Origin of the sequence: Actinoplanes sp. CA-142083 (assembly GCF_050942195.1) — a bacterium.
Lineage (GTDB): Bacteria > Actinomycetota > Actinomycetes > Mycobacteriales > Micromonosporaceae > Actinoplanes.
Genome location: NZ_CP192076.1, coordinates 10689193 through 10711748, shown reverse-complemented (window position 1 = coordinate 10711748; position 22556 = coordinate 10689193). Strand labels below are relative to the sequence as shown.

Here is a 22556-nt window from a genome sequence, read left to right as displayed (position 1 = left end):
CTGTCTCCCGAGCGCTTGCTGTCTCCCGACGGCTCGGCGCGCCCGACGGCTCGGCGCGCCCGACGGCTCGGCGCGCCCGACGGCTCGGCGCGCCCGACGGCTCGGCGCGCCCGACGGCTCGGCGCGCCCGACGGCTCGGCGCGCCCGACGGCTCGGCGCGCCCGACGGCTCGGCGCGCCCGACGGCTCGGCGCGCCCGACGGCTCGGCGCGCCCGACGGCTCGGCGCGCCCGACGGCTCGGCGCGCCCGACGGCTCGGCGCGCCCCGACGGCTCGTTGAGTCGTGCCGCCGGGTTGGTCCTGCCGCTCGACGGTCGTGCCGCCGGTGGGTCCTGCCGCTCGGCGGTCCTGCCTCCCGGGGGCCTACCGTCCGGCGGCGATCAGCGTCGGTGGGCCGCCGGGCTGGGCGTTGAGGGTGGGCTGGGTCGGAAACGCCGGCAGGGTGCCGCCGAGGCCGGGCTGCCCTCCCGGCTGGGTGACCGTGCCCGGCTGCGGGTTCTCTCCGCCGGGCAGCGTTCCGGTCCCCGGCTGCAGACCCGTGCCCGGATCGGTGCCGGTGCCCGGCAGCGTGCCCGTCCCTGGCTGAGTTCCCGTGCCCGGCAGCGTGCCCCCTGGCTGAGTGCCGGGCTGGCCTGCCCCGGGCTGGCCCGGCTGTTGGCCGGACTGGTCCGGCGGGGTCAGCCGGAAGAGGACGGCGTCATCGAGGTCCTCGCGGGTGATGCCCATCCCGTCGACCGGAATGTCGCCTGCCCGCTCCCACGGCGTGCCCGCCACATGGTCGCGCAGCAGCAGGACCGTGGTGACGCCTTGCGTGCGCAGGTATTGAATGCTGGCCGCGTCGGGGAACGTCTGCACCGACCGGCGCATCTCGGCCTGATGCGCCACGGCGAAACCGCCCGCGCCGTTGGCGATCTGCTGGAAGCGGGTCGTCGACCAGAGCATCACCATCTGGTCGGTGAGCTCGGCGGTCGGCAGCACCAGCATCGGGCCGGTGACCGTGCGCATCGCCTTGGGCTGGTCGGGCACCACCGGGTGGGCGGTCGCGGCCCAGCCCTCGGCCAGCACCAGAGCCAGAGGGATCAGCGTGGCCAGCCGCAGCCACGGGCCGGGCCACGGCGGGATGCGCTGCTCGGCCCAGTGGTCGGCGCGGCGGACGAACTCGGCGACCGCGCCCGCCGCCAGGATGGCCAGCAGAAGCGTCACCCAGAGCATGAGGCGGCCGGGGATCCGGGCGCCCACCGAGGCGGGCAGGTGGCCGAAGAGCGGCAGATAGCTCCAGCGGCCGTCGAAGAAGGTCGTGCCCAGGGTCAGGATGATCGTGGCGGCAAGGCCGGCCAGCAGCAGCAGGCGCTGCCAGAGGGTCCAGATGGAGAAAGCCAGTCCGGCCAGGGCCAGGGCGTAAAGGATGAAGCCCGGCAGCAACGACATCTCGGCCGGCCAGGTCAGCGACGAGCGCGGCACCTCGTGCGCGCCGCCCCACAACCGCGAGTCGGCGGGACCGATCAGCAGGCTGCGCAGCGGCGGCGAGAAGAACTTGATCTCGGCGGTGGCGGTGCTCGTGCCGCTGCCCTTGAAGTACGGGATGGCGATGAGCGCGGCCACACAGGCCACGATCAGCGGGCCGACGATGTCGGTGACCAGCAGCCGCCAGCCCAGCACCGGGCGCTCGGCGGGACGGCGCCACCAGCGTATCGGCACCCGGACCAGCAGCACCAGCAGGATGATCCCGAGCACGCCGAGGAGCGGTAGCCCGAGCGAGAAGCCGAGGCTGACCTGCCAGGCGGCGACGAGCCAGCCCGCCGCGGCCCAGCCGGCATGACGATGCGTACGCCGGAAGCCGCGCCGCATCGACCAGCCGTGCCCGCGGGCCAGCATGGCCAGCGCGAGCGGGATGCCGCCGGCCGAGACGATGTCGAGGTGGCCCTCCTGGGCCAGGCGCCACGGCGCGTACGCGAAGGCGACCGCGGCCACGGCAGCGCCGGTGCGGCCCGCGCCGAGCTGCCGGACCAGGGCGTAGGCGCCGATCAACAGCAGCGCATGGGCCAGCACGAAGAGAATGTTGTATCGCAGCACGGCGGCGAGCGGACCCTCGCCGATCATGCCGGCCGGGGCGTAGCCGAGCAGGCTGTCGCCGAAGGCGAAGCTGTTGGGCTCGGGGAAGAACGCGTTGGCCTGCCACAGCTTGACCGGGTCGGTGAGCAGGATGTGCCCGCTCCAGGCGATCTGCCAGGCCTGACGGGCCGGGTCGCCGAGATCCTGCGGCAGGGTGTGCAGCGGGTACTGCAGGGTCGGCCAGGTCATCGCCACGGCCAGCGCCAGCGCGACGTAGGTGACCACCGCGTACTCGTGGATCAGCGCGCGGCCGAGGGCGCGGATGCCCCGGCGGATGCGGCCGGGCGGACGCTCGGTTGTGGTCGCGAAGACCGTCCAGGGGTCGCGCGGCACGTCGGCGGGGCGATCGCTGGGCAGCGGCTCCTTGATCCGGCCGGCCGGAGGTGTCGCTTGTGGAGCAATTGCCGCACCAGGCGTAGAAACGGACACACCGGACGGAGACGGAGGCGCGGACGACGGGCCGGCGGCGGCGGACGCGGGTGCGCCGACGGCGGCGAGCTCACGAGCGGGCGTCGCCGGGCGTCGCCGCCCGGTGACACGCAGAAATCGCCGCCACCCCGGCTCAGCGCCGACGGCAGCGGGCTCCTCCAGCGCGGCCGTCATGCGCGCCGCCCGATCGGCCTCGCTCGCCGGCCCGGCAGGCGGCTGCGGCGCACCAGAACCAGGCGGCGGCGCGGACATTGGCGGTTGCGCCGACGAGGAAGCCGGTCCTGACCGGGACGAGGAAGCCGGCGCCGACGAGGAAGCCGACGCAGGGGCGGGCGCGGAACCTGGTGCCGACGCGGGCGCCGTAGCCGCCGCTCCAGGAGCCGGCGCGGAAGCAGGACCCGGCGCGGTGGCAGGACTCGGCGCGGAAGCTGGACCGGGCGCGGTAGCAGGACCGAGCGCGGAAGCGGAACCCGGGGCGGAAGCGTGACCCTGCGCGGGGGCTGGTGCCGAAGCAGGACCCCGAGCGGGGGTTGGTGCCGAAGCGGGAGCCGGCGCCGGCCCAGGAGGCGGCGCTGGTGCGGCGGGGCGCAGGGCCTCGGCCGCCGGGGCGCGGGGCGGGGCCGCCGGGGCGCGGGGCGGGACCGGCTCGGTGGCCGGCTGCTCCTGCGGCTGCTCGGTGGTCATGGTCCTCCCCAGTACCCCGTGGTCAGCGGCTCGCCCGCTCCCTCAGGAGGGCGATGTCCGCGCTCTGCCCCTCGGTGCCGCCCGGCGTCTCGACGACCGCCGGAGCGCCGGAGGCCCGGATAGCGGCCACCACCAACTCCGGGTCGATCTTGCCATTGCCGAGGTTGTCGTGGCGGTCCTGGCCGGAATCGAAGCCGCCCTTGGAGTCGTTCGCGTGAATCAGATCTATCCGGCCGGTGATCGCTTTGACTCGGTCGACGATGCCGACCAGATCTTCGCCGCCGGCGAACGCGTGGCAGGTGTCGAGGCAGAAGCCCGCCCCGAAGCTGCCGACCGCCTCCCACAGCCGGGCGAGGTCGTCGAAGCGGCGGGCACAGGCATTGTCGCCGCCGGCCGTGTTTTCTATCAGGATCGGCAGCGGCAGGCCGCCGTCGGACTCCGCGTACTCGAAGGCCTTTCGCCAGTTCTCGAAGCCGGCGGCGAGATCGGCGCCCGCGCCGACGTGGCCGCCGTGCACGATCAGGCCTTTCGCACCCAGCTCGGCGGCGGCCTTGGCGTGCGCCATGAGCAGTTTGCGGCTCGGAATACGGATCCGGTTGTTGGGCGAGGCGACATTCACGATGTAGGGCGCGTGGATGTAGATGTCCACCTCGGACTCGCGCAGGGCCGCGGCGTCCTCGCGCGGTTTGGGGTTTTTGTAACCCTGCGGGTCGGTCAGGAAGAACTGCACGGCGTCGGCCCCGCGTTCGCTTGCCGCGAGCAGGGGGTCGGCGGGATCGACATGGGCTCCGATGCGCATGGGACGAGCCTACGACGAGGGTCCGACGCTTTCCGCACGCGTCACGCGCCCCGCCGGGCCTCGTTAGACCCGATCGAAGCAGGACGAACTGGGAGATGGTGCATGTCGCGGCAGTTCCGCTACCGGGTCACAGCGATCGTGCTCGGCGGTCTGATATTCGGCGCGCCGCTGCTGACGAATGGCACGGCGAGCGCAGAGCAGACCGGCCAGGCCCGTGAGGGCGGCCGGCAGGTGACCTTCGAGGGCGGGGGGATGCTGGATCTCTCCTGCCGTTCCCGCCCCGACATCGAGCGCATGACGGTGCCGGCCGACAGCACGGTCCGGGTGATCAACCGCACCGGCTACAGCGCCCGCCTGCAGCTCGGCGGCGACACCAAGGGCACACTGCCCGACGACGCCGCGACCGAGGTGGTGTTCCGCCGGGGCACGACGTCGGTGCTGCTGAGGCCGAACTGCCCGCTCGGCGAGGACACGGTGCCGGTGCTGGTCACGGCCGCGCCGTCGGCGTCGGCGCAGATGCCGGATCCGATGCCGGCGCCCTCGAGTGGCAGTGCGAGCGCCTCGGTCATGGCCGCCACGACCTCGTCGGGTTCGCCTTCCGGCCCCGCATCCAGCGCCACCCTGCCGGATTCGGCGGCCGCGAGTCCGTCGCGGCTGACGCCGGCGACGGGACATTCGAGCGTGCGGACTCCGGCGACCATGCGGACCTCGGCGGTGGCTCAGGCCGCTGCGGCCGCGGCGCAGGCCATGCCACAAGGTGGCAGCTCCGGTCGGATCAAGATCAAGACACCGGCGGGTACGGCGGGGAGCACGGGCCCCGCGTTCGCGGGCATGCCTCCGGGCGACCGGAAAACGCTTATCCCAGGCGTACCCCACCTGGATCTGAGCCCGGTCACGCAGCAAGCGCCGGCCGCGGCACCGCCCGCGCCACCCACCGAGGCCGCGGCAGCGCAACCGGCCGCCGAGCCGGTGGCGGCGATGGCGCCGATGAGCGAGACCGGACCCATCGGGCTGCTGGCGCTGACGGCCGCGGTTTGTGTGATGGGAGTGGGTGCGGCGGCAATTCGGGCCATCGTGTCGCAACGTGCAAATCGGGCAAAAGTGGCGTAACGTAGTCGTCAACAAGCTCCGCGGGGCGGCCGCGTCCAACCTCATCGGTGTGGTCGTTCCTCCCCAGGTCCCACCCAGCGAAAGCGGAACGGACGCCCCGCGGCTCCCGAATGAAAGAGGACCTCGTCCGCCGACGGGGTCCTCTTTCGTGTGCTGACCTGGATTTGGGCAGCTCGGGCCGGGTGGGTATGCTTGCTCGGTTCGCAGTCTCGGCCGTGGGGCTCAATACCCACGGCTTTTGCTTGCGATCGACACAAGACCTCCTGCCACGGAGAGACCGTGGCCGCTCAGCCCACAGGAGGTGAGAAAGTCTTGCGTCATTACGAACTCATGGTGATCCTCGATCCTTCGCTCGAGGAGCGCACCGTCGCCCCGTCGCTCGACCAGTACCTGAACGTGATCAGGACCGCGGGTGGCTCGGTGGAGAAGCTCGATGTGTGGGGCCGTCGCCGGCTCTCGTTCGAGATCAACAAGAAGGCCGAGGGCATCTACGCCGTCGTCGACCTTCAGGCGACCCCCGAGGCCGTCGCCGAGCTCGACCGTCAGCTCCGGCTGAACGAGAACATCCTGCGTACCAAGGTCATCCGGCCCGAGACCCGCTGACCGCTCGTTTTTGTCAGGGGGTTCTGAGAACCTCCTACGAACGAGAACAGCGGCGAGGAGTTAGATCATGGCAGGAGAAACCGTTATCACGGTCGTCGGTAACCTCACCGACGATCCCGAGCTGCGCTTCACCCCGTCGGGTGCGGCGGTTGCCAAGTTCCGCATCGCGTCCACGCCGCGCACTCTGGACCGGCAGTCGGGCGAGTGGAAAGACGGCGAGCCACTGTTCCTTGCGTGCAACATCTGGCGTGACGCCGCCGAGCACGTCGCCGAGTCGCTGCAGCGTGGCGCTCGGGTGATCGTGCAGGGCCGGCTGCGCCAGCGGTCTTACGAGACCCGCGAGGGAGAGAAGCGCACCGTCTACGAGCTCGAGGTCGACGAGATCGGCCCGTCGCTGCGGTACGCCACGGCGAAGGTGCAGCGGATGAGCCGCTCCGGCGGTGGCGGCGGTGGGGGTGGCTTCGGCGCCTCCAACGGCGGCAGTGGTGGCGGCGGCAACCGGCAGCAGCCCAGCGGTGGCGGCGGAGGCAACTTCGACGACCCGTGGGCTACGGCCGCTCCGGCCCAGGGCAGTCGCTCCTCTGGCGGCGGCAGCTCCTCGTTCGACGACGAGCCTCCCTTCTAGCCCTGTCGGGCTGTAAAACGAGTTCAGGAGTAAGAGCAATGGCTAAGGCTGCGGCGCTTCGCAAGCCGAAGAAGAAGGTGAACCCGCTCGACAAGGACGGGATCACCTACATCGACTACAAGGACACCGCGCTGCTGCGGAAGTTCATCTCCGACCGCGGCAAGATCCGCGCTCGCCGGGTGACCGGGGTGACCTCTCAGCAGCAGCGGCAGATCGCCCGCGCGGTCAAGAACGCCCGCGAGATGGCGCTCCTGCCGTACACGGCCACGGCGCGCTGAGGAGGATCCGCGACATGAAGATCATCCTCACCCAGGAAGTGTCGGGTCTCGGCACTCCCGGCGACATCGTCGAGGTCAAGAACGGCTACGGCCGTAACTACCTGCTGCCGCAGGGCTTCGCGATCCAGTGGAGCAAGGGCGCCGAGAAGCAGGTCTCGGTCATCAAGCGGGCTCGCGATGCCCGTGAGATCCGCGACCTGGGCCAGGCCAACGAGGTCAAGGCGCAGCTGGCCGGCCTCAAGGTGACGCTGAGCGCGCGCTCCGGCAACGGCGGCCGCCTGTTCGGCTCGATCACCCCGGCCGAGATCGTCGACGCGGTCAAGGCCGCCGGCGGTCCGGTGCTCGACCGGCGTCGCCTCGAGCTGCCGGGTCACATCAAGACCACGGGCGCGTACAACGTCCAGGTCAAGCTGCACCCCGAGGTGACCGCGACGTTCCCGGTGAACGTGGTGTCCGCCAAGTAGGTTCCGACTTACGTGCTGACGGCGCGTCGGGCTTCGTGCCCGGCGCGCCGTTTGTGTTGTGACAAAGCAGGCGATCTGTCCGCCTTAAGGATGGGCTGCGCGGCGACTTCAATTCGAATCGAGACCGACCGTGGCACGCCCCAAGTTGACCGGCTCGGATCAACCGCGGCCGGGTGTGCCAATCTCCGGTCGAGGTTTCTGCCCGCGACGACGGGTGTCCTGAAATGTCTCTGATGCTCGCTAAGCGACGCTCACGCTGAGCCGGCCGCTCGCCTTTAACTGTCGGGGGGTTCTGCGATCCTCCTTCCAGGTCGGAAGGAGGTGAGATGAGAAAAGATCTAGTCGTCCGGGCAGACTCAGCGCCCTCGGAAGAACAAACCAGGGCGGAGGAGGTTCCGGAGTCCCATGGGCGCGGATCCCATTGGTCCAGCATCCTCGTGAACGTGCTCTACGCGATCGCGGCGCTGATGGGTTCCGTCGCCGCGGTGATTACGGCCCTGAGTGGATGGGACCACCTCTAGCGCCTGCAAGCTGCGGTCCCATCCAAACGCCTATCACTCCTACCTAGGCAAGTCGGCTCGCTTTCCGCTCTTCGCAGGATCCGGGGAGCGAGGCCGTCTTTTCTTGATCAGGCGTGACTTGCTGTCACGACAGTAGTCCTCAAGTCTGACAACTTCGCGGGCGCCCAAACTCAAATCTAGGCTCTGACCTGCAAGGAAACAACCTCCGCAAAGTGGATCAAGGCTGGCGGCGGCGGCGCTGTTCGAGGCGGCGACGCGGCCGTCAGCCTGATTAGCTCAGGCTGTTGCCGGTGATGGCGGAACTGAGCACTGTGGCCAGTCCGCCGCCGACGACCGCGGCGGCAAGGCCGACGCTGATGGCCTTCCAGGAGCTGCTGAACTTTCGCAGGCCGAGTGCCACGATCACGCTCAGGACCAGCGAGATGATGAACTGGGGGGCCGCCTTCGCGAGGGTGTCGAGGGCGTGCGACTGCGAGCCGGTGTTGACGACCAGCATGTACACGACAAAGAGGACAATCGGCACGCCGTACCAGATCACGGTGTAACCGACCGCGGCGAGTGGCCCGCCGGTGTCCTGATCATCCTCCGCATCGTCCGGATCGAGCAGGTCGCTCCTCCGGCTCGTCGGGAAGCCGCCGGTGACCGGCCGGCGCTCGTAGGAGCCGGTGAGACTCTGCTGCATGCCGTTGCCCGCACGCTGCGGGCGGACCATCGGATCGCGCTGCTCGCGGGGAACCGGCGAGATCAGCGACGTCGACGTCATCGATAGGTTCGAGGATCGCGGGGCCTCTGCCGCCCCGCTCGCCCGAAAGGGCACGAAATCCGAGGTGCCGAAGCGCCGGGATTCACCCTCGGCGAGATCGCTGCTGTCCGACAGATCCCGCCGCCAGTCGTCGCCGCCGCTCTCGCGATAGGTGGCCGAGCCGCGGCCGCCTCCCTCGCTCTCGGCGGGTTCGGCGAACTCGCTGCGCCAGTCGCCGGGCTCGGGCCGCTGCCATGCGTCGGACGCGGCCCCGCCGGCCCAGGGTGGGCTTTCGGGCGCTGCGCCGAGGGCCCGGCTCTGCCACGCGGGCCCGGTGCCGGGATCGCGGCCCACCGACTCGTCATAGTCCGTGGCGGCGCGGCGGCGACCACCCCCCAAGGGCGGATCGTCATCGTCGCGGCGACGGACGCCGGCACGGTAGTCGGACGGGCCGCCGTAGGGCGTGCCACTGCGGGGAGAGCTGCTGGGGTCTTCGCCGCGGAGCCCGCCGCGCCCACCGCCGGGACCGTCGCCGTAGGGACCGCCACCGGGACCATCGCCATAGAGGCCGCCGGCGGGGCTGTCGCCGTAGAGGCCGCCGCCGCGCGGCGCGCCTCCCGGACCGTCGCCGTAGGGTGCGTCACGGCCGTCACGGTTGCCGTAGGCCGGGCCGCTGCCCGGGCGCTCGCCGAAGGGCCTGCTGCTGCGAGGGGCGTTGCCGGGGGTGTCGCCGTAATACGGATCCTCGCCGGGGGCACCGCCGCTGCGGAAGTCGGTCGCGTCGTCCGGCCGGGAGCGGCCGCTCGGAAGCGCACGGCGGGCGCCGTAGGCGGGACCGCTCGGGGAGGCGCTGCCATAGGCCGGACCGCTGGCCGGGGCGGCGCCGAAGCCGTTGTCGTCCGGTCGGGCGCGACCGCTCGGTAACTCGCGGCGAGGGCCGCCGTAGGCGGGACCGCTGGCCGGGGCATTGCCGTAAGCCGGGCCGCTGGCGGGACGGTTGCCGTAAGCGGGACCACTCCCGGGGCCGTCGCCGTATGCCGGGCCACGTCCGGGGCCGTCGCCGTATGCCGGGCCACGTCCGGGGCCGTCGCCGTAAGCGGGGCCGCTCGCGGGGGCGGCGCCGAAGCCGGTCTCGTCGGGGCGTGCGCGGCCGCTGGGGAGCTCTCGGCCGCTGGGGAGCTCGCGTCGGGGCGAGCCGTAGGGAGTTCCGCTGCGTGGCGCCGGGCCGGGCTCCTCGTCGGGCCGGTTGCCGTATGGCGTGGCGCTGCGCGGAGCGTTCGACGGCATGCCGCTGCGCGGTGCGGCGGGCATGGCGCTACGCGGCGAGCTGGACGGCGGGGTGCGCCAGTCGTCGGCGGGCGCCTCGGGCTTCGCGGGGCCGGCGGGAAGCTCGCGCCGCACCGGGGCGGCCTGGCCCATCGCTTCGCGCCGGGCGGCCTCGTCGCGCCAGGCCTGCACGCGGGGATCGTCGTCGGAGCGGCTCCACTGGCCGGTGTCGGGATCGCGCACCCAGCTGCTGGTGTCGGGCTCGGCCACCCAGGAACCGGTGTGCTCACGCCAATCGTCGTCGTGACCCTCGTTGTAGCGGGCCTTGCCGCGACCGGACCCGCGCTGCTCCTCGCCACGGCCACGACGACCACCACCGGCCGCCGCACCGCGGTCATCGCGTGCGCCGCCGCCGAGTGCGCCGGGCGTGCTGCGGGCATCATCACCGAACGCGCGGGCGTCGTCACCGAATGCGCCAGGCCCACTGCGGGCCCCGCGCGCCTCATCGCCGAATGTTCCGGGTGCGCCGCCGAACGCGCCGGGACGCCCGCGCCCACCTGCGCCGCGGCCGTCGTCACCGATCCCGCCGCGGGTGCCTGTGCTGCGGGGGTCGGCGCCGGGTACGCCGCGCATTCCTGCGCTCCGCGGGTCAGCGCCGGGCGCGCCGCGCGTGCCGGTGCTGCTGGGGTCGGCGCCGAACGCGCCAGGTGCGCCGCGCCCACCTGCTCCGCGGCCGTCGTCGCCGAACGCGCCAGGTGCGCCGCGTCCCCCTGCCCCGCGGGGGTCGTCGCCGAATGTTCCGGGTGCGCCGCCGAATGCGCTCGGCCCGCCGCGGCGCGGGTCGTCGCCGAATGTTCCAGGTGCGCTGCCGAAGGCGCCGGGTGCGTTGCGGGCGTCCTCGCCGAAGCGGCCGGGCGCCTCGGCGTCCGCGCGGCTGCGACGGCGGCCGGCCCCGGGAGGCGGCTGGTCGGTGGGGTAGGCCGCGCCCCGCCCGAAACCAGCGGTCGGAGAGGCCGCCGGCGGCTCGGTGCCCCGCCCGAAATTGGTCGAAGGGTCGGCCAGACCGGCGCCGCGCCCGAAGCTCGAGGTAGGTGCGGCGGGTGGCGGCTCGGCGGCACCACGGCCGAAGCCGGGAGCCGATGGCTCGGCCGGACCGGCGCCGCGTCCGAAGCTCGACGTGGGTGCGGCCGGCGGCCGCTCACCCCGGCCGAAGCCGGTGGTGGGCGCGGAGGCCGGCGGCTCGACGGGGTAGCCGGAAGCCGCGCCCCGCCCGAAGCCGGACCCGGACGGCGCCTCGGGAGGGTAGGCCGCGCCGCGCCCGAAACTCGATGTCGGAGCGGCAGGTGGCGGCTCAGCGGGGCGACCGAAACCGGAGGCCGGCGCGGCGGACGGCGGCTCGGCCAGGCCGGACCCGCGACCGAAGCCCGAAGCCGGCGCGGCCGACGGCGGCTCGGCGTAGTTGCCACGGGTGAAGCTCGTGGTCGGCGACTCGCCCGCATACCCGCGCGGGGTCTCGACCGGCGGCGCGTCGTCGGCATAGCGGCCGCGACGGGGGCCGGGCGGCGCGGGATCGGCGGCGTGGCTGCCACCGGGACGGGTGTCGTAGCTCAGCGGCATCGGGGCCGACGCGCCGCCGCTAGGGCGGGTGTCGTAGTTGAGCGGCATCGGGGCCGACGCCGCGCCACCGGGCCGGGTGTCGTAGTTGAGGGGCGCCGACGCGGCGCCGCCAGCCGCCGGGTCGATGTGCCGACTGCGACGGCCAGGCTCTTCGTAGGGCGCGGAACGGCGCGAGGTGTCGTCGTAGCCGCCACCCTCATACGGGGTGGCCGGGAGCGCCCTACGACCCGTGGAGTCGTCATGGCGGCCGCCGGTGCCGTCGTCGTAGCGCCGGGCGGCCGGGTCGGCTCCGGCCCACGTGGGCGTGGTGGGCGCGGCCGGGTCGGCGAAGAGCGGGATGTTGCCCGTGTCGGTGTGACCGGCCCAATGATCAGGATCGGAGCGCGTGGCCCAGCCCGTACCCCCTGATGGTCTTGAAGATCCACCCTCGGGAGCCCGGCGGCGGCCGACCGGCGGTGACCCACCACCCAGCTCGGCGTCGCGTCGCCAGGCGGCGCGGTCGTCCTCGCGGACCAGATGGCGTCCGTCGTCGCGCGGCGTCTGCCAGCTCGGGGTCTCGGCCGGATCCTCCATGCGCAGCCAGCTCGACATGGACTCCGGATCCTTTGTGGAGCTGCTGGCCGCGGCCGAATCGTTCCAGGTCGCGGTGCCCTCGATGGCGTCTCGCTGCCAGGGCTGCCGGGCCGGTTCGGTGGCGCCGCCGTCGACGAGCTGCTGCCAGGAGGCGTTGCTCTCGGCCGGTGGACGCGGGGCGGGCTGCTGCCAGCTCGGCGTGGATTGTTGCTGCTCCCAGGGCTGCGCCGGCTCGGTGAACTGCTGCCAGGCGGGCCGCGAGTCGTCGGCGGCGGAGGCGGACGCGGACGGGGAGGCGGAAGCGGGCGAGGACCAGGCCGTGCTGGAGATCGCCGGCTGCGAGTTGGGCGTCTCGTCCGACGGCGTGTACGAGCTGTTGCCGCCGGTCTGCCAGGCCTCGGTGGTCGAGCGCCAACCGTGCGAACCGGTCGTGGAGCGCCACTCGGTGGTCTGCCGCCAGCGCGCGCCGGTGGCCCGCCACTCGGCCGTCTCGGTGCGCCAGCCCACGCCGTCGGCCGGGAAGGTGGGGCGACCGGTCGAGGCCACGTCGGACCATCTGTTCGCGGGCTCGACCGCCTGCGAGTCGGACTCGGCCTGCTGCGCCCACGCGTCGGCGCGCTCCTGCCAGGCCTGCGCCTCGGGGCTGGGCTGCATGCTGCCGGTGTCGGTCAGGGACGCCCATTTCGGTTCGGGCTCGACGAAATCGGTACGCTCCGGACTCGGGGATGGCCACGGCTGCGCAGCGCGCCTGTCGCGCGGCATGCGTGTGCCGTAGTCCCATTCCCGTTGGTCCACCCAGAAAGCGTGACGTGCAAGAGACCGAACCGCAACGCCTCCGGGCGATGGCTTGCTCACGCGGGGCAGCTTTTTCTTTTCTCCACAGGTGTTGATGACGTTATTCCTGCTGGATAAGGCACACGTCAGCGGTTGTGCACAGGCTGTGCACAGGGCTGTCCCCAGGATGTGCCGAGATGTCCACAGGTTGTCCAAAGGCTCGTCCACCGGGCTGCTTGGGCAGGTGGTGCGGCTCTTCGTAGAGTGATCCCGCCTCGTGATCGGGCCAATTTTTCGATCATGGGTCTGGTTCAGCCAAAAGTGTCATACCCGGGCTGTTGGATCACGAGATAGACGTACGGCGAGCGGAGGGGGTCCGGGTGTCGATCACCGACGACGCGCGGCCGGAGTCGCGGCCGCCGGCCCAGCCATCGGCCGGTGGGCCGCCGCGCGGGGGCGGCGGCGACGGGCCGGGCGGCGGTGCCGGCAGTGGCGGCTTCGACCGCTCCCCGCCGCAGGATGTGGCGGCCGAGCAGGGCGTGCTCGGCGGCATGCTGCTCTCCAAGGACGCGATCGCCGACGTCGTCGAGATCATCAAGGTGCAGGACTTCTACCGTCCGGTGCACGCCACGATCTACGACGTCATCCTCGATCTGTACGGGCGGGGCGAGCCGGCCGACGCGCTGACCGTGGCCGCGGCCCTCTCCGATGCCGGTGACCTGCAACGCATCGGCGGCGTTCCGTACCTGCACACCCTGATCGAGAGCGTGCCCACCGCGGCCAACGCCTCCTATTACGCGCGCATCGTCTCCGAGCGGGCGATCCTGCGCCGGCTCGTCGAGGCCGGCACCAAGATCGTGCAGCTCGGCTTCGGGGCCAACGGCAATGGCGGCCGCGACGTCGACGACATCGTCGACCTGGCCCAGCAGGCCATCTACGACGTCACCGAAAAGAGGGTGAGCGAGGACTTCGCCGCCCTCGGCGACATGCTGCAGCCCACCCTCGACGAGATCGAGGCGGTCGGCGCTTCCGGCGGCATGATGAGCGGTGTGCCGACCGGCTTCGGCGACCTCGACCGCCTGCTCAACGGCCTGCACCCCGGTCAGCTGATCATCGTCGCGGGCCGCCCCGGTCTCGGTAAGTCGACCGCGAGCATGGACTTCGCTCGTAACGCCGCGATTCGCCACAACTGCGCGAGTGCCATCTTCTCGCTCGAAATGAGCAAGATCGAGATGGTCATGCGCCTGCTCTCCGCCGAGGCCCGGGTGCCGCTGCACGTCCTTCGCTCCGGCCAGCTCACCGACGACGACTGGAGCAAGCTCGCCCGCCGCATGGGCGAGATCAGCGAGGCCCCGATCTTCGTCGACGACACCCCGAGCATGAACCTCATGGAGATCCGGGCCAAGGCGCGCCGCCTCAAACAGCGGCACAACCTCAAGCTACTGGTGATCGACTATCTCCAGCTGATGACCTCGCCGAAACGCACCGAGAGCCGTCAGCAGGAGGTCTCCGAGCTCTCCCGTGGCCTCAAGCTCCTGGCCAAGGAGATCGAGTGCCCGGTGATCGCGGTGTCCCAGCTGAACCGTGGTCCCGAGCAGCGCACCGACAAGCGCCCCCAGCTGTCCGACCTGCGCGAAAGTGGATCTATCGAACAGGACGCCGACGTGGTCATCCTGCTGCACCGTGACGACTACTACGACAAGGAGTCACCGCGGGCGGGTGAGGCCGACTTCATCATCGCCAAGCACCGAAACGGCCCCACCGACACCGTGACCGTGGCCGCCCAGCTGCACCTCTCCCGCTTCGTCGACATGGCGATCGTCTAAACCGCCGCTGTCCACTGGCCGGGGCCGTGGTAGGGCAACGGGGCCGGGCGGCCCCGCGCGTCCACGACCAGGGCGTCCATCGAGACGACATTGCCGGCCGACGCGGCGCCGCGGTGGTGATAGAGCGGCTCGTCCTCGCTCAGCAGGCCCATCTGCGGGTCCAGAAAGAGGATCGCGTGGCTGTGGTTCACCGCCGCCCAGACGTGGCAGCCACCGCCGGCCAGGTCGGTGAGGATGACGGCGAAGGCGCCGTGGCCCGAGTTGTGCAGGTGATTCGCCAGGTTCCGCATGGCGGCGTCGACCGCGGGCTTGGCGGTCTCAGGGCCGGCATCGCCCAGGAAGGGACACAGGTTCTGAAAGGAAGCGCCGGTCGCCTTCTCGATGCGCCGCACACCCAGCCACTCGCCGCCGATGGGCCGGTCGGGCTCGCCGTGGGCATAGGAGTCGAAGGTGCGCGGGGCAGCCACCCGCCGCCTGCCCTGCAGATAGGTGTCGTAGAGGGCCAGGACGGCGTCGACGCAATTGAGGCCGCGGGTGGGATCGGATTCCGGTCCGCCGCCGTTGATCAGCGCAAACCAGTCGCCGTGGCGCGGATCGGCCAGGCGGGACGCGCCCGGCGGCATGGCGTTCTCCAAAGCCTTCTGGTGTACGGCCAGGGGCGCGCGCTGCAACGGCACGGTGGGCCGCCCGCGGGCCGGGATGATGACGGTCCGCGTCCCGGGCTCCGCCCGCTTCGGCCGCGGCGCCCCGCCGAGCTCCGCCACCAGCCGCCCGAAGATCTCCAGCACGGTGATTCGGGTGGACGCGACCAGCCCGTCCGCCGCCGGCGTCGCGGCACCCATCGACAGCGCCGCCGCGACCCGCATCCCGGTCAACTCGGTCAGGAACAGGCCGATCTCGATCCACGCCCGGAGCTTCGCGGCTTCGAGCGCCCGGCCACAGTCCTCGACGAGCGCCCCCAACGAGTCCGCGATCTCGACCAGCGCGTTCAGCGGCGCCGTGGAATCCCCGGCCAGCTGCCGCCACGCGTCCCGGAAGCCCTGGTTGTCGATCTGCCCCGCCGCGGCCACCGCCTCGTCGTGCGGCCCGGCTAGCGCCCGCGCCGCCGCGTACCAGCGATCCGCGATGTCCCAGATTGCGACCTCGTCCCCGGTCGGCCACTCGCGGCCGACCACCGAGGAGAGCACCTCGGGAAGGCCGAAGTCGAGCGGGTGCGGAACGGGACTCGGCAGGACCGTCACCGAGCATCGTCCCCGAGGCGCTCGACGTACTGCGCGAGCTGCTCCCAAGCGCCCAGGACCTGCGACTCCACCTTGCGGTAGCGGCCCTCGAAGGCCCGGCCGGCCTCGTCGTCGCCCCACGGTCGCGTGGCGGACGCGGCGGCCAGCGCAGCCCCGGCGTTGTCGCGCTGGACGCCCAGCATCCGGCCGGCCTCGCTGATCCGCCGCCCGGGCTCATCCCGCGTCATGGTGGCCCAGCAGCGAACGAAGCTCGTTGTCGCGAAGGAACTTCACCGTGCCCGACTCGGCCGGCAGATAGCCGGAGATCATCTCCTCGATCTGCCCGGCCGTTCGCGCCGCCGCCTCCCGCGTCGTCGCGACGATCGTGCGGGCCAGCCGATCGCTGTCGGCTTCCCGATAGATGCCCCGATCGAGGCTCAGATCGACGAGTTGACCGCGCGGCCCGACCGTCGCACGCACCAGCCCGTCGTCGGAGACGCAGCTGACCCGCAGCGAGGCGAGCCGTCTCTGCAGATCGTCCAGATCGGACCGCAGCCGGGCATATTGCCCGTAGACCTCGGCCAATCGGTCCCGTAATCCCTGGTTGGCATCGCGGTCCGCCGTTTCTGCCACCGTTGCCACTCCGTTCGCCGCCATCGAACTTCGTGACAATACCGGGCTTCGCCACGAAGCGTGGTTCGGTAACTTCATTCCGCACAGAGGAGGCGAAAATCCACGATGATCACGCGGGTGGAGGCCGAGGCGATCGCCGCGCGCTGGGCGCGTGGCGAGAGCGAGCAGCGGGGGTACGGGTGTGCGCCCGCGATCGCGGAATTCGACCTCGGCTGGGTGATCTGGACCCGCCCGCCACCCGGTGTGCTGCCGCTCCCCGGCGACGGCGCCCGCACGGTGATCGACCGGGAGACCGGCGCGCTCTCGACGTGGCCCGCCATTCCGTACGAGACGATCGCCGCCCTCTACCGCACGCGCCGTCCCCGGCGGTCCGCGACGGTCGATCCCGCGGTGGCGTTGCGCCGCGCGACCCGTCGACGTCCCAGCCCGACCACGGCGGCCGAGGTCTTCGTCGAGGGCCGGCTGTTCCGCGCACAGGGTGCCAAGGGCGATCAGCAGATCAACCTTCATCCGCGGGTGGCAGCGGCGCTGGCCGGGCTGCCGCCGCCCGCGCGGGTCCGCGGCGCCGACCGGCACGCCGAGATCATCGCGGTTTCCGACGCGCTGCACGAGACGGGCCAGGTGGGTGGTGGGTTCCGCGCCTTTCGCGTACGAGAACAGGCCGATCCCGAAGCCGGCAGCCCGTCCCCACCCTGCGAGTCCTGCCTGGCCGTCCTCGTGGATCTCGGTGTTCTGCCCCGGTCCGAGTTGACCTACGCCTCCGATTGGCGTCCGGGCCACGGCCCTGTCGCCGGTCGGTTTCCACCCGAGGTCGGTGAGGTGCTCGCCGATGGCGGCTGGCTCGGCGTGCAGTCGCCGGACGTGCCGGCCATGGTGGAGGCGTCGCGCGTTTCGGCCCTGCCCACATTCGAGGCCGCGCGGCGTGCCCTGGCCGAGTTCGCCGGTGTGCGCTGCGCGCGGCGTGGCCCGGGCCGGCGACGGGCGATCCGGCCGCTGACTTTCGATCCGCTTCCCGGTGCTCGTCAGGCCGGCGCGCTCACCGAGTTCGCCGAGCTGCTCGGCGTTCCGGTGTTCCCGCTCGGCATCGAGGCCGGCGACGCCTACCTGGTGATCGACGAGCCCGGCCGAGTGTTCCTGCTGGACCAGGCGGGCGAGTGGTTCGTCGGCGCTTCGCTCGACGAGGCCGTGACCGCCCTGCTGACCGGCGACGGCCCGGCAGAGCGCCTCCACGACGACGGCTCCTGGCCCTCAGCAGCCGGCTGAGGCAAGCACCAGGCGCGACCGTGCGCGCGACGAGCCAGGCGTGACCGTGCTCGCGACGCATCGAGCGTGACCGTGTCCGCGCGTTGCGGGCGGTCGGTGGCGGCCTACGCGGGCACGGCGACGCCTGCCTGCCGTGGCCTGCGCGGTGCGGGCGCGGCGAGCCTCTTGCGCGTCGTCGGCATCGGCGGAAGACAGGCGCGCCCGCCGTCTGCGCCCGCAAGCGGAGACGGCGGGCGCCAAGCCCGTCAGTCGAACAGGTCGTGCAGGAAGCTCTTACGCCGGCGGTAGTGGCCGTGGTGGCCGGCGCCATGCGCCCGGTAATGGCCGTGGTAGTGCCCGTGGTGGCCGTACGCAGGGGCCGGGGGATATCCGTGGGCGACCGGCGCGCCGTAAGCCGGAGGCGGCGGAGCCGCGTAACCGCCGTGGGCCGGAGCGCCGTGGGCGGGCGGGGGCGGCGGGGCGTAAGCGCCGGGCGGCGGGGTGGGCGCCGCGGGGCGGGGCGGGGCCTGCCGCGTGTTGAAGTTCGCCTCGGCCTCAAAGAGTTTTTCGAGCTCACCGCGGTCGAGGAAGATGCCGCGGCATTCGGTGCACTGATCCACCGTTACGCCGCTGCGCTCGTACACCCGCATCTCGCCGTGACACTTCGGACAGGTCATCTGCATCTCACAGACGGTACAAGGCCGTGTCACTCTTCCGGGCTTTGTCAGGCTGTGTGCTTGCTGAATGCTCGGTGGGAAACGTCGGACTTCAAGGCCGGCGCCCAAGCCAGGAACGCGATCGGATAGAGCAGGTAGCCGAAGCGGGTCGACGGGATCAGCAGGATCGCCGCGAGCAGCCCCCAGCCGCAGATCAGCGCCGCGCTGGTGGCCGTCCGCGGCGGCCGCCGAACCAGCTGCACCCCGATCACGACGGCCGTCGCAACAAGCAGCCCGGTAGCGAGGAGCCGGCCACCGGGCAGGTTCTGAGCGATCAGATAACCGGGAAACGGTGACTGCGCCGGGCTGGTGACCAGACCATGCCCGAGCGGAAAGCGCACGACGTTCTCGAGAAAAGCGTCCGCGTCCACGAGAAACGGCGGAATCAGCACAAGAACCGGCAGCCCGATCGCGCCCGGCAGGAACGACCGCCATCGCCCACTGACAACCGCGAAGACCAGGAGCACCACCACCACCGGAAAGGCGAACGGCTTGCAGGCCGCCGCCGCCCCGACAGCCACACCCGCCCATCCCCACCGGCCGGTCGCCGCGAGCGCCAGGGCGAGCAGGCAGAGCGCCAGCACCGGCAGATCATCGCCTCCGGTGGCGAGCGTCAGCGCGCAGATCGGCACCACCGCGACCGCCTGCACGGCCCGCACGAGAGGCGGCGGCATGACCGCAGCGTCCGCCATCAGCAGCCGAACCGCCACCGTCAACGCCCCGACGGTCACCACCGCGAACCACACCCGCGCGTCCGTCCACCAGAAATCTCCGAAAGCCGCCCGCGGCAGCCCGAAAACCGCCATCCCCGGCTGGTAGGGGCTGTATCCCATCAGCCGCTCATCCACCGGCAGCGCCGCGATCGCGTCCCGGCCCAGATAGGGCGTCCCGTCGTGCAGCAGCCGTTCGCCCATCCGCTCGACGACCAGCACTTCCTCCTGCGCCCGGTCGCTGCGCCCGCCAGCACGCTGCGCCGCCTCCACCACCAGCGGCAACAGGGCCGCAAAAACCCCGGTGGTCCAGGCGAGCGTTCCCCTCCCGCTCACCGAGCGACGCATTATCTGTACGACGACCAGCACGGTCGCCGCGGCATACGGCCACATCGCGATCGCGCCCCAGGCCCGGTGCGGCAGCAGCGTGGAGGTAAGCGCCGTGATCAACGCAAAGGCAGCCGCGATCGCGTAGAGGAAGAGGTCGGCAGTCAGCCCCCCGCCCGCCCGATCAACGCGCTGAAGCAGGCGAACGGCACGCTTGGTCACGCGCGCAAGTGTGGCAGAGCACCTCAGCCCCACCCCCACGCCCGCCGCAAGCAACCCGCCACGCAATGTCGACACCCCGCGACCCACCCCCGCGACGCTGCCCCGCGACGGAGCTCGGCGACGCTACCCCGCGACGCAGCTCGGCGACCCAGCTCCGCGACGCCGATCCCGCGCGTCATCCATTCAGTGCGCCGTCCCGCGCCGGCCAGTTGTCCCGCGCGGCCCCATTCCGGTGGCCCATCCACGGCTCAATTTCGCGTGCGGTGAACGGCGTGCGGGGCCGGCGCATGTGGCGGGCAGCGCCCGGCGGTAAGACGCGCCTGACCGGACCGCGCGTCATGGCGCGCGGCGCGGAGTGGGTCAGCTCGACTGGTGGGGCAGGGCGGAACGGCCCGTGCCGGGTGGGCGGCGGCGTGGCAAGCGCACCACCGAGCCGGCGTCGTGCAGGGCGGCGGCCAGTGCGCCGGGACGGCCGCCGGAGCCGCGCTGGAGGGTGCCCAGCAGGCGGGCCGACGACATCGGGCGGGCGAAGAGGTGGCCCTGGCCGGCGGCGCAGCCCAGTTCCCACAGGGCGTACCGCTGCGGCTCGCTCTCGACGCCCTCGGCGACCACCGTGAGGCGCAGGCTGCGGGCCAGGTCGACCGTTGAGCGGATCACGGCGGCGGCCTCGGAGGACGTCTCGACGGCGGTGACGAAGTCGCGGTCGATCTTCAGCTGGTTGATCGGGATGTGCGAGAGGACCGAGAGCGACGAGACGCCGGTGCCGAAGTCGTCGAGGGCCAGGCCGACGCCGGCGTCGCGCAGTTCGGTGAGCGCGCGGCCGACCGTGTCGAGCTGGCTGATCGTCAGGGTCTCGGTGAGCTCGAGCACCAAGCGGTCGGCGGGCACGTCGTGGCGGGCCAGGCTGGCGAGCACAGTGGACGGGAAGCGGGCGTCGAGCAGGCTGCGGGGCGACACGTTCACCGCGACGGGCAGGTCGAAGCCGGACTCGCGCCACACGCCCGACGCGGCCAGCGCCTGGTCGAGCACCGCCTCGGCGAAGGCCGGCAGCTGGCCGGAGCGCTCCACCGTCTCGAGGAACTGCATGGGCGTGAGGTAGCCGTGCTCGGGGTGCTGCCAGCGGGCCAGCGCCTCGGCCGAGATGATCTCGCCGCTGCCCAGGTCGACGATCGGCTGGAAGTCGACCACGAACTCCTGCTCGGCGACCGCGCGCTGGAGCTCGCCGCCGAGCATCAGGCGGCCGACGTCGGCGGTGTCGAGCGAGTGCGCGTACGTCGCGGTCGGCTGGCCGGCGCGCTTCGCCTGGTACATCGCGACGTCGGCGCGACGCATCAGCTCGTTGATGCCGCCGCTGCCGGGCGCCAGCGCGATGCCGCCGGCCGCCTCGACCGTGATCTGCATGCCCTCGACCTCGAGGGTCGCCTCGAGCGCGCTGAGCATCTGCTCGGCGCGGTGGGTGGCCAGGGCGGGGGTGACCAGGTTGACCAGCAGCACGGCGAACTCGTCGCCGCCGAGCCGGGCCACCAGGTCGCCGGGGGCGGCCGCGTCGTCGAGCCGCCGGGCCACCTCTTGCAGCACCGCGTCGCCGGCGCCGTGGCCGAGCGTGTCGTTGACTTCCTTGAAGTGGTTGAGGTCGATGAGCAGCAGCGCGACGACGCCGTCGTCGGTGCGGCCCGCGAAGTACTTCATCGCCCGCTCGTACAGCTCACGGCGGTTGGCCAGCCCGGTCAGCGGGTCGTGTGCCGCCTCCCACGCGTTCTGCTCGTTGAGCCGCTGCAGCTCCGCGTACGCGGTGGCGTTGCGGATCGCGGTGCACAGCGCGGACGCGAACGTCTTGAGCTTGTACCGCTCGAACTCGGTGAGCTTGATCTTGCCGTTGAAGTCGAGTACGAGCGCGCCCGCCTGGTAGCTGCGGTCGCGGGTTTCCAGGTCGGTGGTGATTGCCGTGTCACCGCCGAACTTCCGCGGGCCGGGGCCGTCGTAGGTGACGCCCTCGGCGCGCGCTCGCACCACGCGGTCGACGCCGGTCGCGGTCAGGTCGATCTCCACCTCGTCCGCCGAGAAGAGCCGCGCACCCTGCTCGGCGGCGTGGTAGAGCACCTGGTTGAGGTCGACCGAGCTGAGCTCGTCGGTGGTGTCGGCGAGCCGCCGCCAGGACTCGCGCTCCTCGGCCGTGCGCAGCCGCCGCGAGTGCCACAGGTGCAGGCACGCGACCACCAGCGGCACGAAGCCGAGCAGCAACGGGCTCGCGCCGCTGACCAGCACGCCGACGATGTAGACGATCGTGGCGAGTTTGGCGGCGATGTCGAGCAGATCGGAGACGAGGGTGGGAAGTAACAACTGCCGGATGCTCGAATGCGACGCGACCGCGATGATCGGGAGGAACAGCATCTGGTCGACGACGTTCATGGCGAGATAGGCCAGCGCGACCGCCCAGACGGCGACCTCGGGATGCATCAGGTCGGGATGGGCGCCGGAGAGGATCAGCACGGCCCCCGCCGAGCTGACCACAAGAACGAGCTTGGCCAGCGCGAACATTGACTTCTGCGCCGACCGTTGGGTGGGAATCTTGGCGACCGCCATGCCGGCCGTGGCGCACAGCACGACCCACGGCATCGGGGCGAGGACCAGCCCGATCATGATCGGGATCTCGCTCCAGTTCGTGGCGTTCCGACTGGACTTGACGCGTACGTAGATCTTCACGCGTTCGCCGACGATCGTGCCGAGGAAGATCAGCAATAGCAGGGCGGGTTGTGGCGTCGGCTGGTCGGTGGTGATCGCGTACCAGACGTTCAGGAAAGCGGCCCCGCACGCCAGAACGACGACGAGACCGATGAGCAGCCAGAGCTGCCGATCGGTCGCGTCGTCGTTGGAGCTTCGTACGGTTGACACCGGATCATCCTGTCGCCGAGCTCAACGGGTCGTCATCCCGGGCTCAAGCGTATGCAAGGGGCGCCCATAGGCGCACTGCCTCTTAGTCCCAGTCCTTGAGCCGCATTGCTCACTCCTCGCGTCGGAACCCGGCCCAGTCCGGGTCCTAAATGATCTTGTTGCGTCGCGACGA

At 71.9% G+C, this 22556-nt stretch carries 16 protein-coding genes; 7 read left to right on the top strand and 9 right to left on the bottom strand.

The features are described 5' to 3' along the window. Positions 1-362 precede the first annotated feature (362 nt). Both ACQPZX_RS49570 and ACQPZX_RS49565 read right to left on the bottom strand, forming a co-directional pair. Positions 363-2714, bottom strand: coding sequence for a hypothetical protein (locus ACQPZX_RS49570; protein ID WP_433372491.1), 2352 nt, complete (start codon positions 2712-2714; stop codon positions 363-365). A gap of 532 nt (positions 2715-3246) precedes the next feature. After that, complete coding sequence (locus ACQPZX_RS49565) at positions 3247-4023, bottom strand: deoxyribonuclease IV (protein ID WP_433372488.1); 777 nt, start codon at positions 4021-4023, stop codon at positions 3247-3249. A 102-nt stretch (positions 4024-4125) separates the two neighbouring features. Here ACQPZX_RS49565 and ACQPZX_RS49560 point away from each other — a divergent pair, with 102 nt between their 5' ends. From ACQPZX_RS49560 to rplI, 5 genes are all read left to right on the top strand, one after another. Then, positions 4126-5133, top strand: coding sequence for a hypothetical protein (locus ACQPZX_RS49560; protein ID WP_433372485.1), 1008 nt, complete (start codon positions 4126-4128; stop codon positions 5131-5133). Positions 5134-5445: 312 nt separating this feature from the next. Next, positions 5446-5736 carry a 30S ribosomal protein S6 gene (gene rpsF / locus ACQPZX_RS49555; protein ID WP_097325510.1) on the top strand — a complete coding sequence of 97 codons (291 nt, stop codon included), beginning with the start codon at positions 5446-5448 and terminating at the stop codon, positions 5734-5736. Positions 5737-5803: 67 nt separating this feature from the next. Then, positions 5804-6361: a single-stranded DNA-binding protein gene (locus ACQPZX_RS49550; RefSeq protein ID WP_433372482.1), complete on the top strand. Its 558-nt coding sequence runs from the start codon at positions 5804-5806 to the stop codon at positions 6359-6361. A gap of 38 nt (positions 6362-6399) precedes the next feature. Next, positions 6400-6639 carry a 30S ribosomal protein S18 gene (gene rpsR / locus ACQPZX_RS49545; RefSeq protein WP_007073789.1) on the top strand — a complete coding sequence of 80 codons (240 nt, stop codon included), beginning with the start codon at positions 6400-6402 and terminating at the stop codon, positions 6637-6639. A 14-nt stretch (positions 6640-6653) separates the two neighbouring features. Then, positions 6654-7103 carry a 50S ribosomal protein L9 gene (gene rplI / locus ACQPZX_RS49540; protein WP_433372479.1) on the top strand — a complete coding sequence of 150 codons (450 nt, stop codon included), beginning with the start codon at positions 6654-6656 and terminating at the stop codon, positions 7101-7103. A gap of 792 nt (positions 7104-7895) precedes the next feature. On the opposite strand, the gene ACQPZX_RS49535 is transcribed toward rplI, so the two are convergent. Next, positions 7896-12617 (bottom strand): hypothetical protein, encoded by a 4722-nt coding sequence (locus ACQPZX_RS49535; RefSeq protein ID WP_433372476.1) that lies wholly within the window; start codon positions 12615-12617, stop codon positions 7896-7898. Positions 12618-12976: 359 nt separating this feature from the next. Here ACQPZX_RS49535 and dnaB point away from each other — a divergent pair, with 359 nt between their 5' ends. Beyond that, positions 12977-14422 (top strand): replicative DNA helicase, encoded by a 1446-nt coding sequence (gene dnaB / locus ACQPZX_RS49530; protein ID WP_433372473.1) that lies wholly within the window; start codon positions 12977-12979, stop codon positions 14420-14422. On the opposite strand, the gene ACQPZX_RS49525 is transcribed toward dnaB, so the two are convergent. From ACQPZX_RS49525 to ACQPZX_RS49515, 3 genes are read right to left on the bottom strand one after another with little or no spacing between them, the layout of a single operon-like run. Continuing rightward, complete coding sequence (locus ACQPZX_RS49525) at positions 14419-15663, bottom strand: toxin glutamine deamidase domain-containing protein (RefSeq protein ID WP_433372470.1); 1245 nt, start codon at positions 15661-15663, stop codon at positions 14419-14421. The two genes, dnaB and ACQPZX_RS49525, sit on opposite strands and share 4 nt — an antisense overlap. After that, positions 15660-15890 carry a hypothetical protein gene (locus ACQPZX_RS49520; RefSeq protein ID WP_433372467.1) on the bottom strand — a complete coding sequence of 77 codons (231 nt, stop codon included), beginning with the start codon at positions 15888-15890 and terminating at the stop codon, positions 15660-15662. Before ACQPZX_RS49520 ends, ACQPZX_RS49525 begins: the two co-directional genes overlap by 4 nt. Continuing rightward, on the bottom strand, positions 15877-16275 hold the full coding sequence (locus ACQPZX_RS49515) for a YbaB/EbfC family nucleoid-associated protein (RefSeq protein ID WP_433372464.1): 399 nt from the start codon (positions 16273-16275) through the stop codon (positions 15877-15879). The genes ACQPZX_RS49520 and ACQPZX_RS49515 overlap by 14 nt, the downstream gene beginning before the upstream one ends. A 105-nt stretch (positions 16276-16380) precedes the next feature. On the opposite strand from ACQPZX_RS49515, the gene ACQPZX_RS49510 reads away from it, so the two are divergent. Further along, positions 16381-17538 carry an SUKH-3 domain-containing protein gene (locus ACQPZX_RS49510; RefSeq protein ID WP_433372461.1) on the top strand — a complete coding sequence of 386 codons (1158 nt, stop codon included), beginning with the start codon at positions 16381-16383 and terminating at the stop codon, positions 17536-17538. Between the two features lie 245 nt (positions 17539-17783). On the opposite strand, the gene ACQPZX_RS49505 is transcribed toward ACQPZX_RS49510, so the two are convergent. The 3 genes from ACQPZX_RS49505 to ACQPZX_RS49495 all read right to left on the bottom strand — a co-directional run bounded on the left by ACQPZX_RS49505 (position 17784) and on the right by ACQPZX_RS49495 (position 22384). Further along, entirely contained in the window at positions 17784-18200 is a 417-nt protein-coding gene (locus tag ACQPZX_RS49505; RefSeq protein WP_433372458.1) for a zf-TFIIB domain-containing protein, read from the bottom strand. 41 nt (positions 18201-18241) lie between these two features. After that, on the bottom strand, positions 18242-19492 hold the full coding sequence (locus ACQPZX_RS49500) for a glycosyltransferase 87 family protein (protein ID WP_433386009.1): 1251 nt from the start codon (positions 19490-19492) through the stop codon (positions 18242-18244). A gap of 360 nt (positions 19493-19852) precedes the next feature. Continuing rightward, positions 19853-22384, bottom strand: a complete 2532-nt coding sequence (locus ACQPZX_RS49495) for a putative bifunctional diguanylate cyclase/phosphodiesterase (RefSeq protein WP_433372455.1) — start codon at positions 22382-22384, stop codon at positions 19853-19855. Positions 22385-22556: the final 172 nt, after the last annotated feature.

Excerpts from the sequence above, each read along its gene's own strand:
- ACQPZX_RS49570 (WP_433372491.1), bottom strand. The coding sequence starts at position 2,714 with ATGACGGCCGCGCTGGAGGAGCCCGCTGCCGTCGGCGCTGAGCCGGGG.
- ACQPZX_RS49565 (WP_433372488.1), bottom strand. The coding sequence starts at position 4,023 with ATGCGCATCGGAGCCCATGTCGATCCCGCCGACCCCCTGCTCGCGGCA.
- ACQPZX_RS49560 (WP_433372485.1), top strand. The coding sequence starts at position 4,126 with ATGTCGCGGCAGTTCCGCTACCGGGTCACAGCGATCGTGCTCGGCGGT.
- ACQPZX_RS49550 (WP_433372482.1), top strand. The coding sequence starts at position 5,804 with ATGGCAGGAGAAACCGTTATCACGGTCGTCGGTAACCTCACCGACGAT.
- rpsR (WP_007073789.1), top strand. The coding sequence starts at position 6,400 with ATGGCTAAGGCTGCGGCGCTTCGCAAGCCGAAGAAGAAGGTGAACCCG.
- rplI (WP_433372479.1), top strand. The coding sequence starts at position 6,654 with ATGAAGATCATCCTCACCCAGGAAGTGTCGGGTCTCGGCACTCCCGGC.
- ACQPZX_RS49520 (WP_433372467.1), bottom strand. The coding sequence starts at position 15,890 with ATGACGCGGGATGAGCCCGGGCGGCGGATCAGCGAGGCCGGCCGGATG.
- ACQPZX_RS49510 (WP_433372461.1), top strand. The coding sequence starts at position 16,381 with ATGATCACGCGGGTGGAGGCCGAGGCGATCGCCGCGCGCTGGGCGCGT.
- ACQPZX_RS49505 (WP_433372458.1), bottom strand. The coding sequence starts at position 18,200 with ATGCAGATGACCTGTCCGAAGTGTCACGGCGAGATGCGGGTGTACGAG.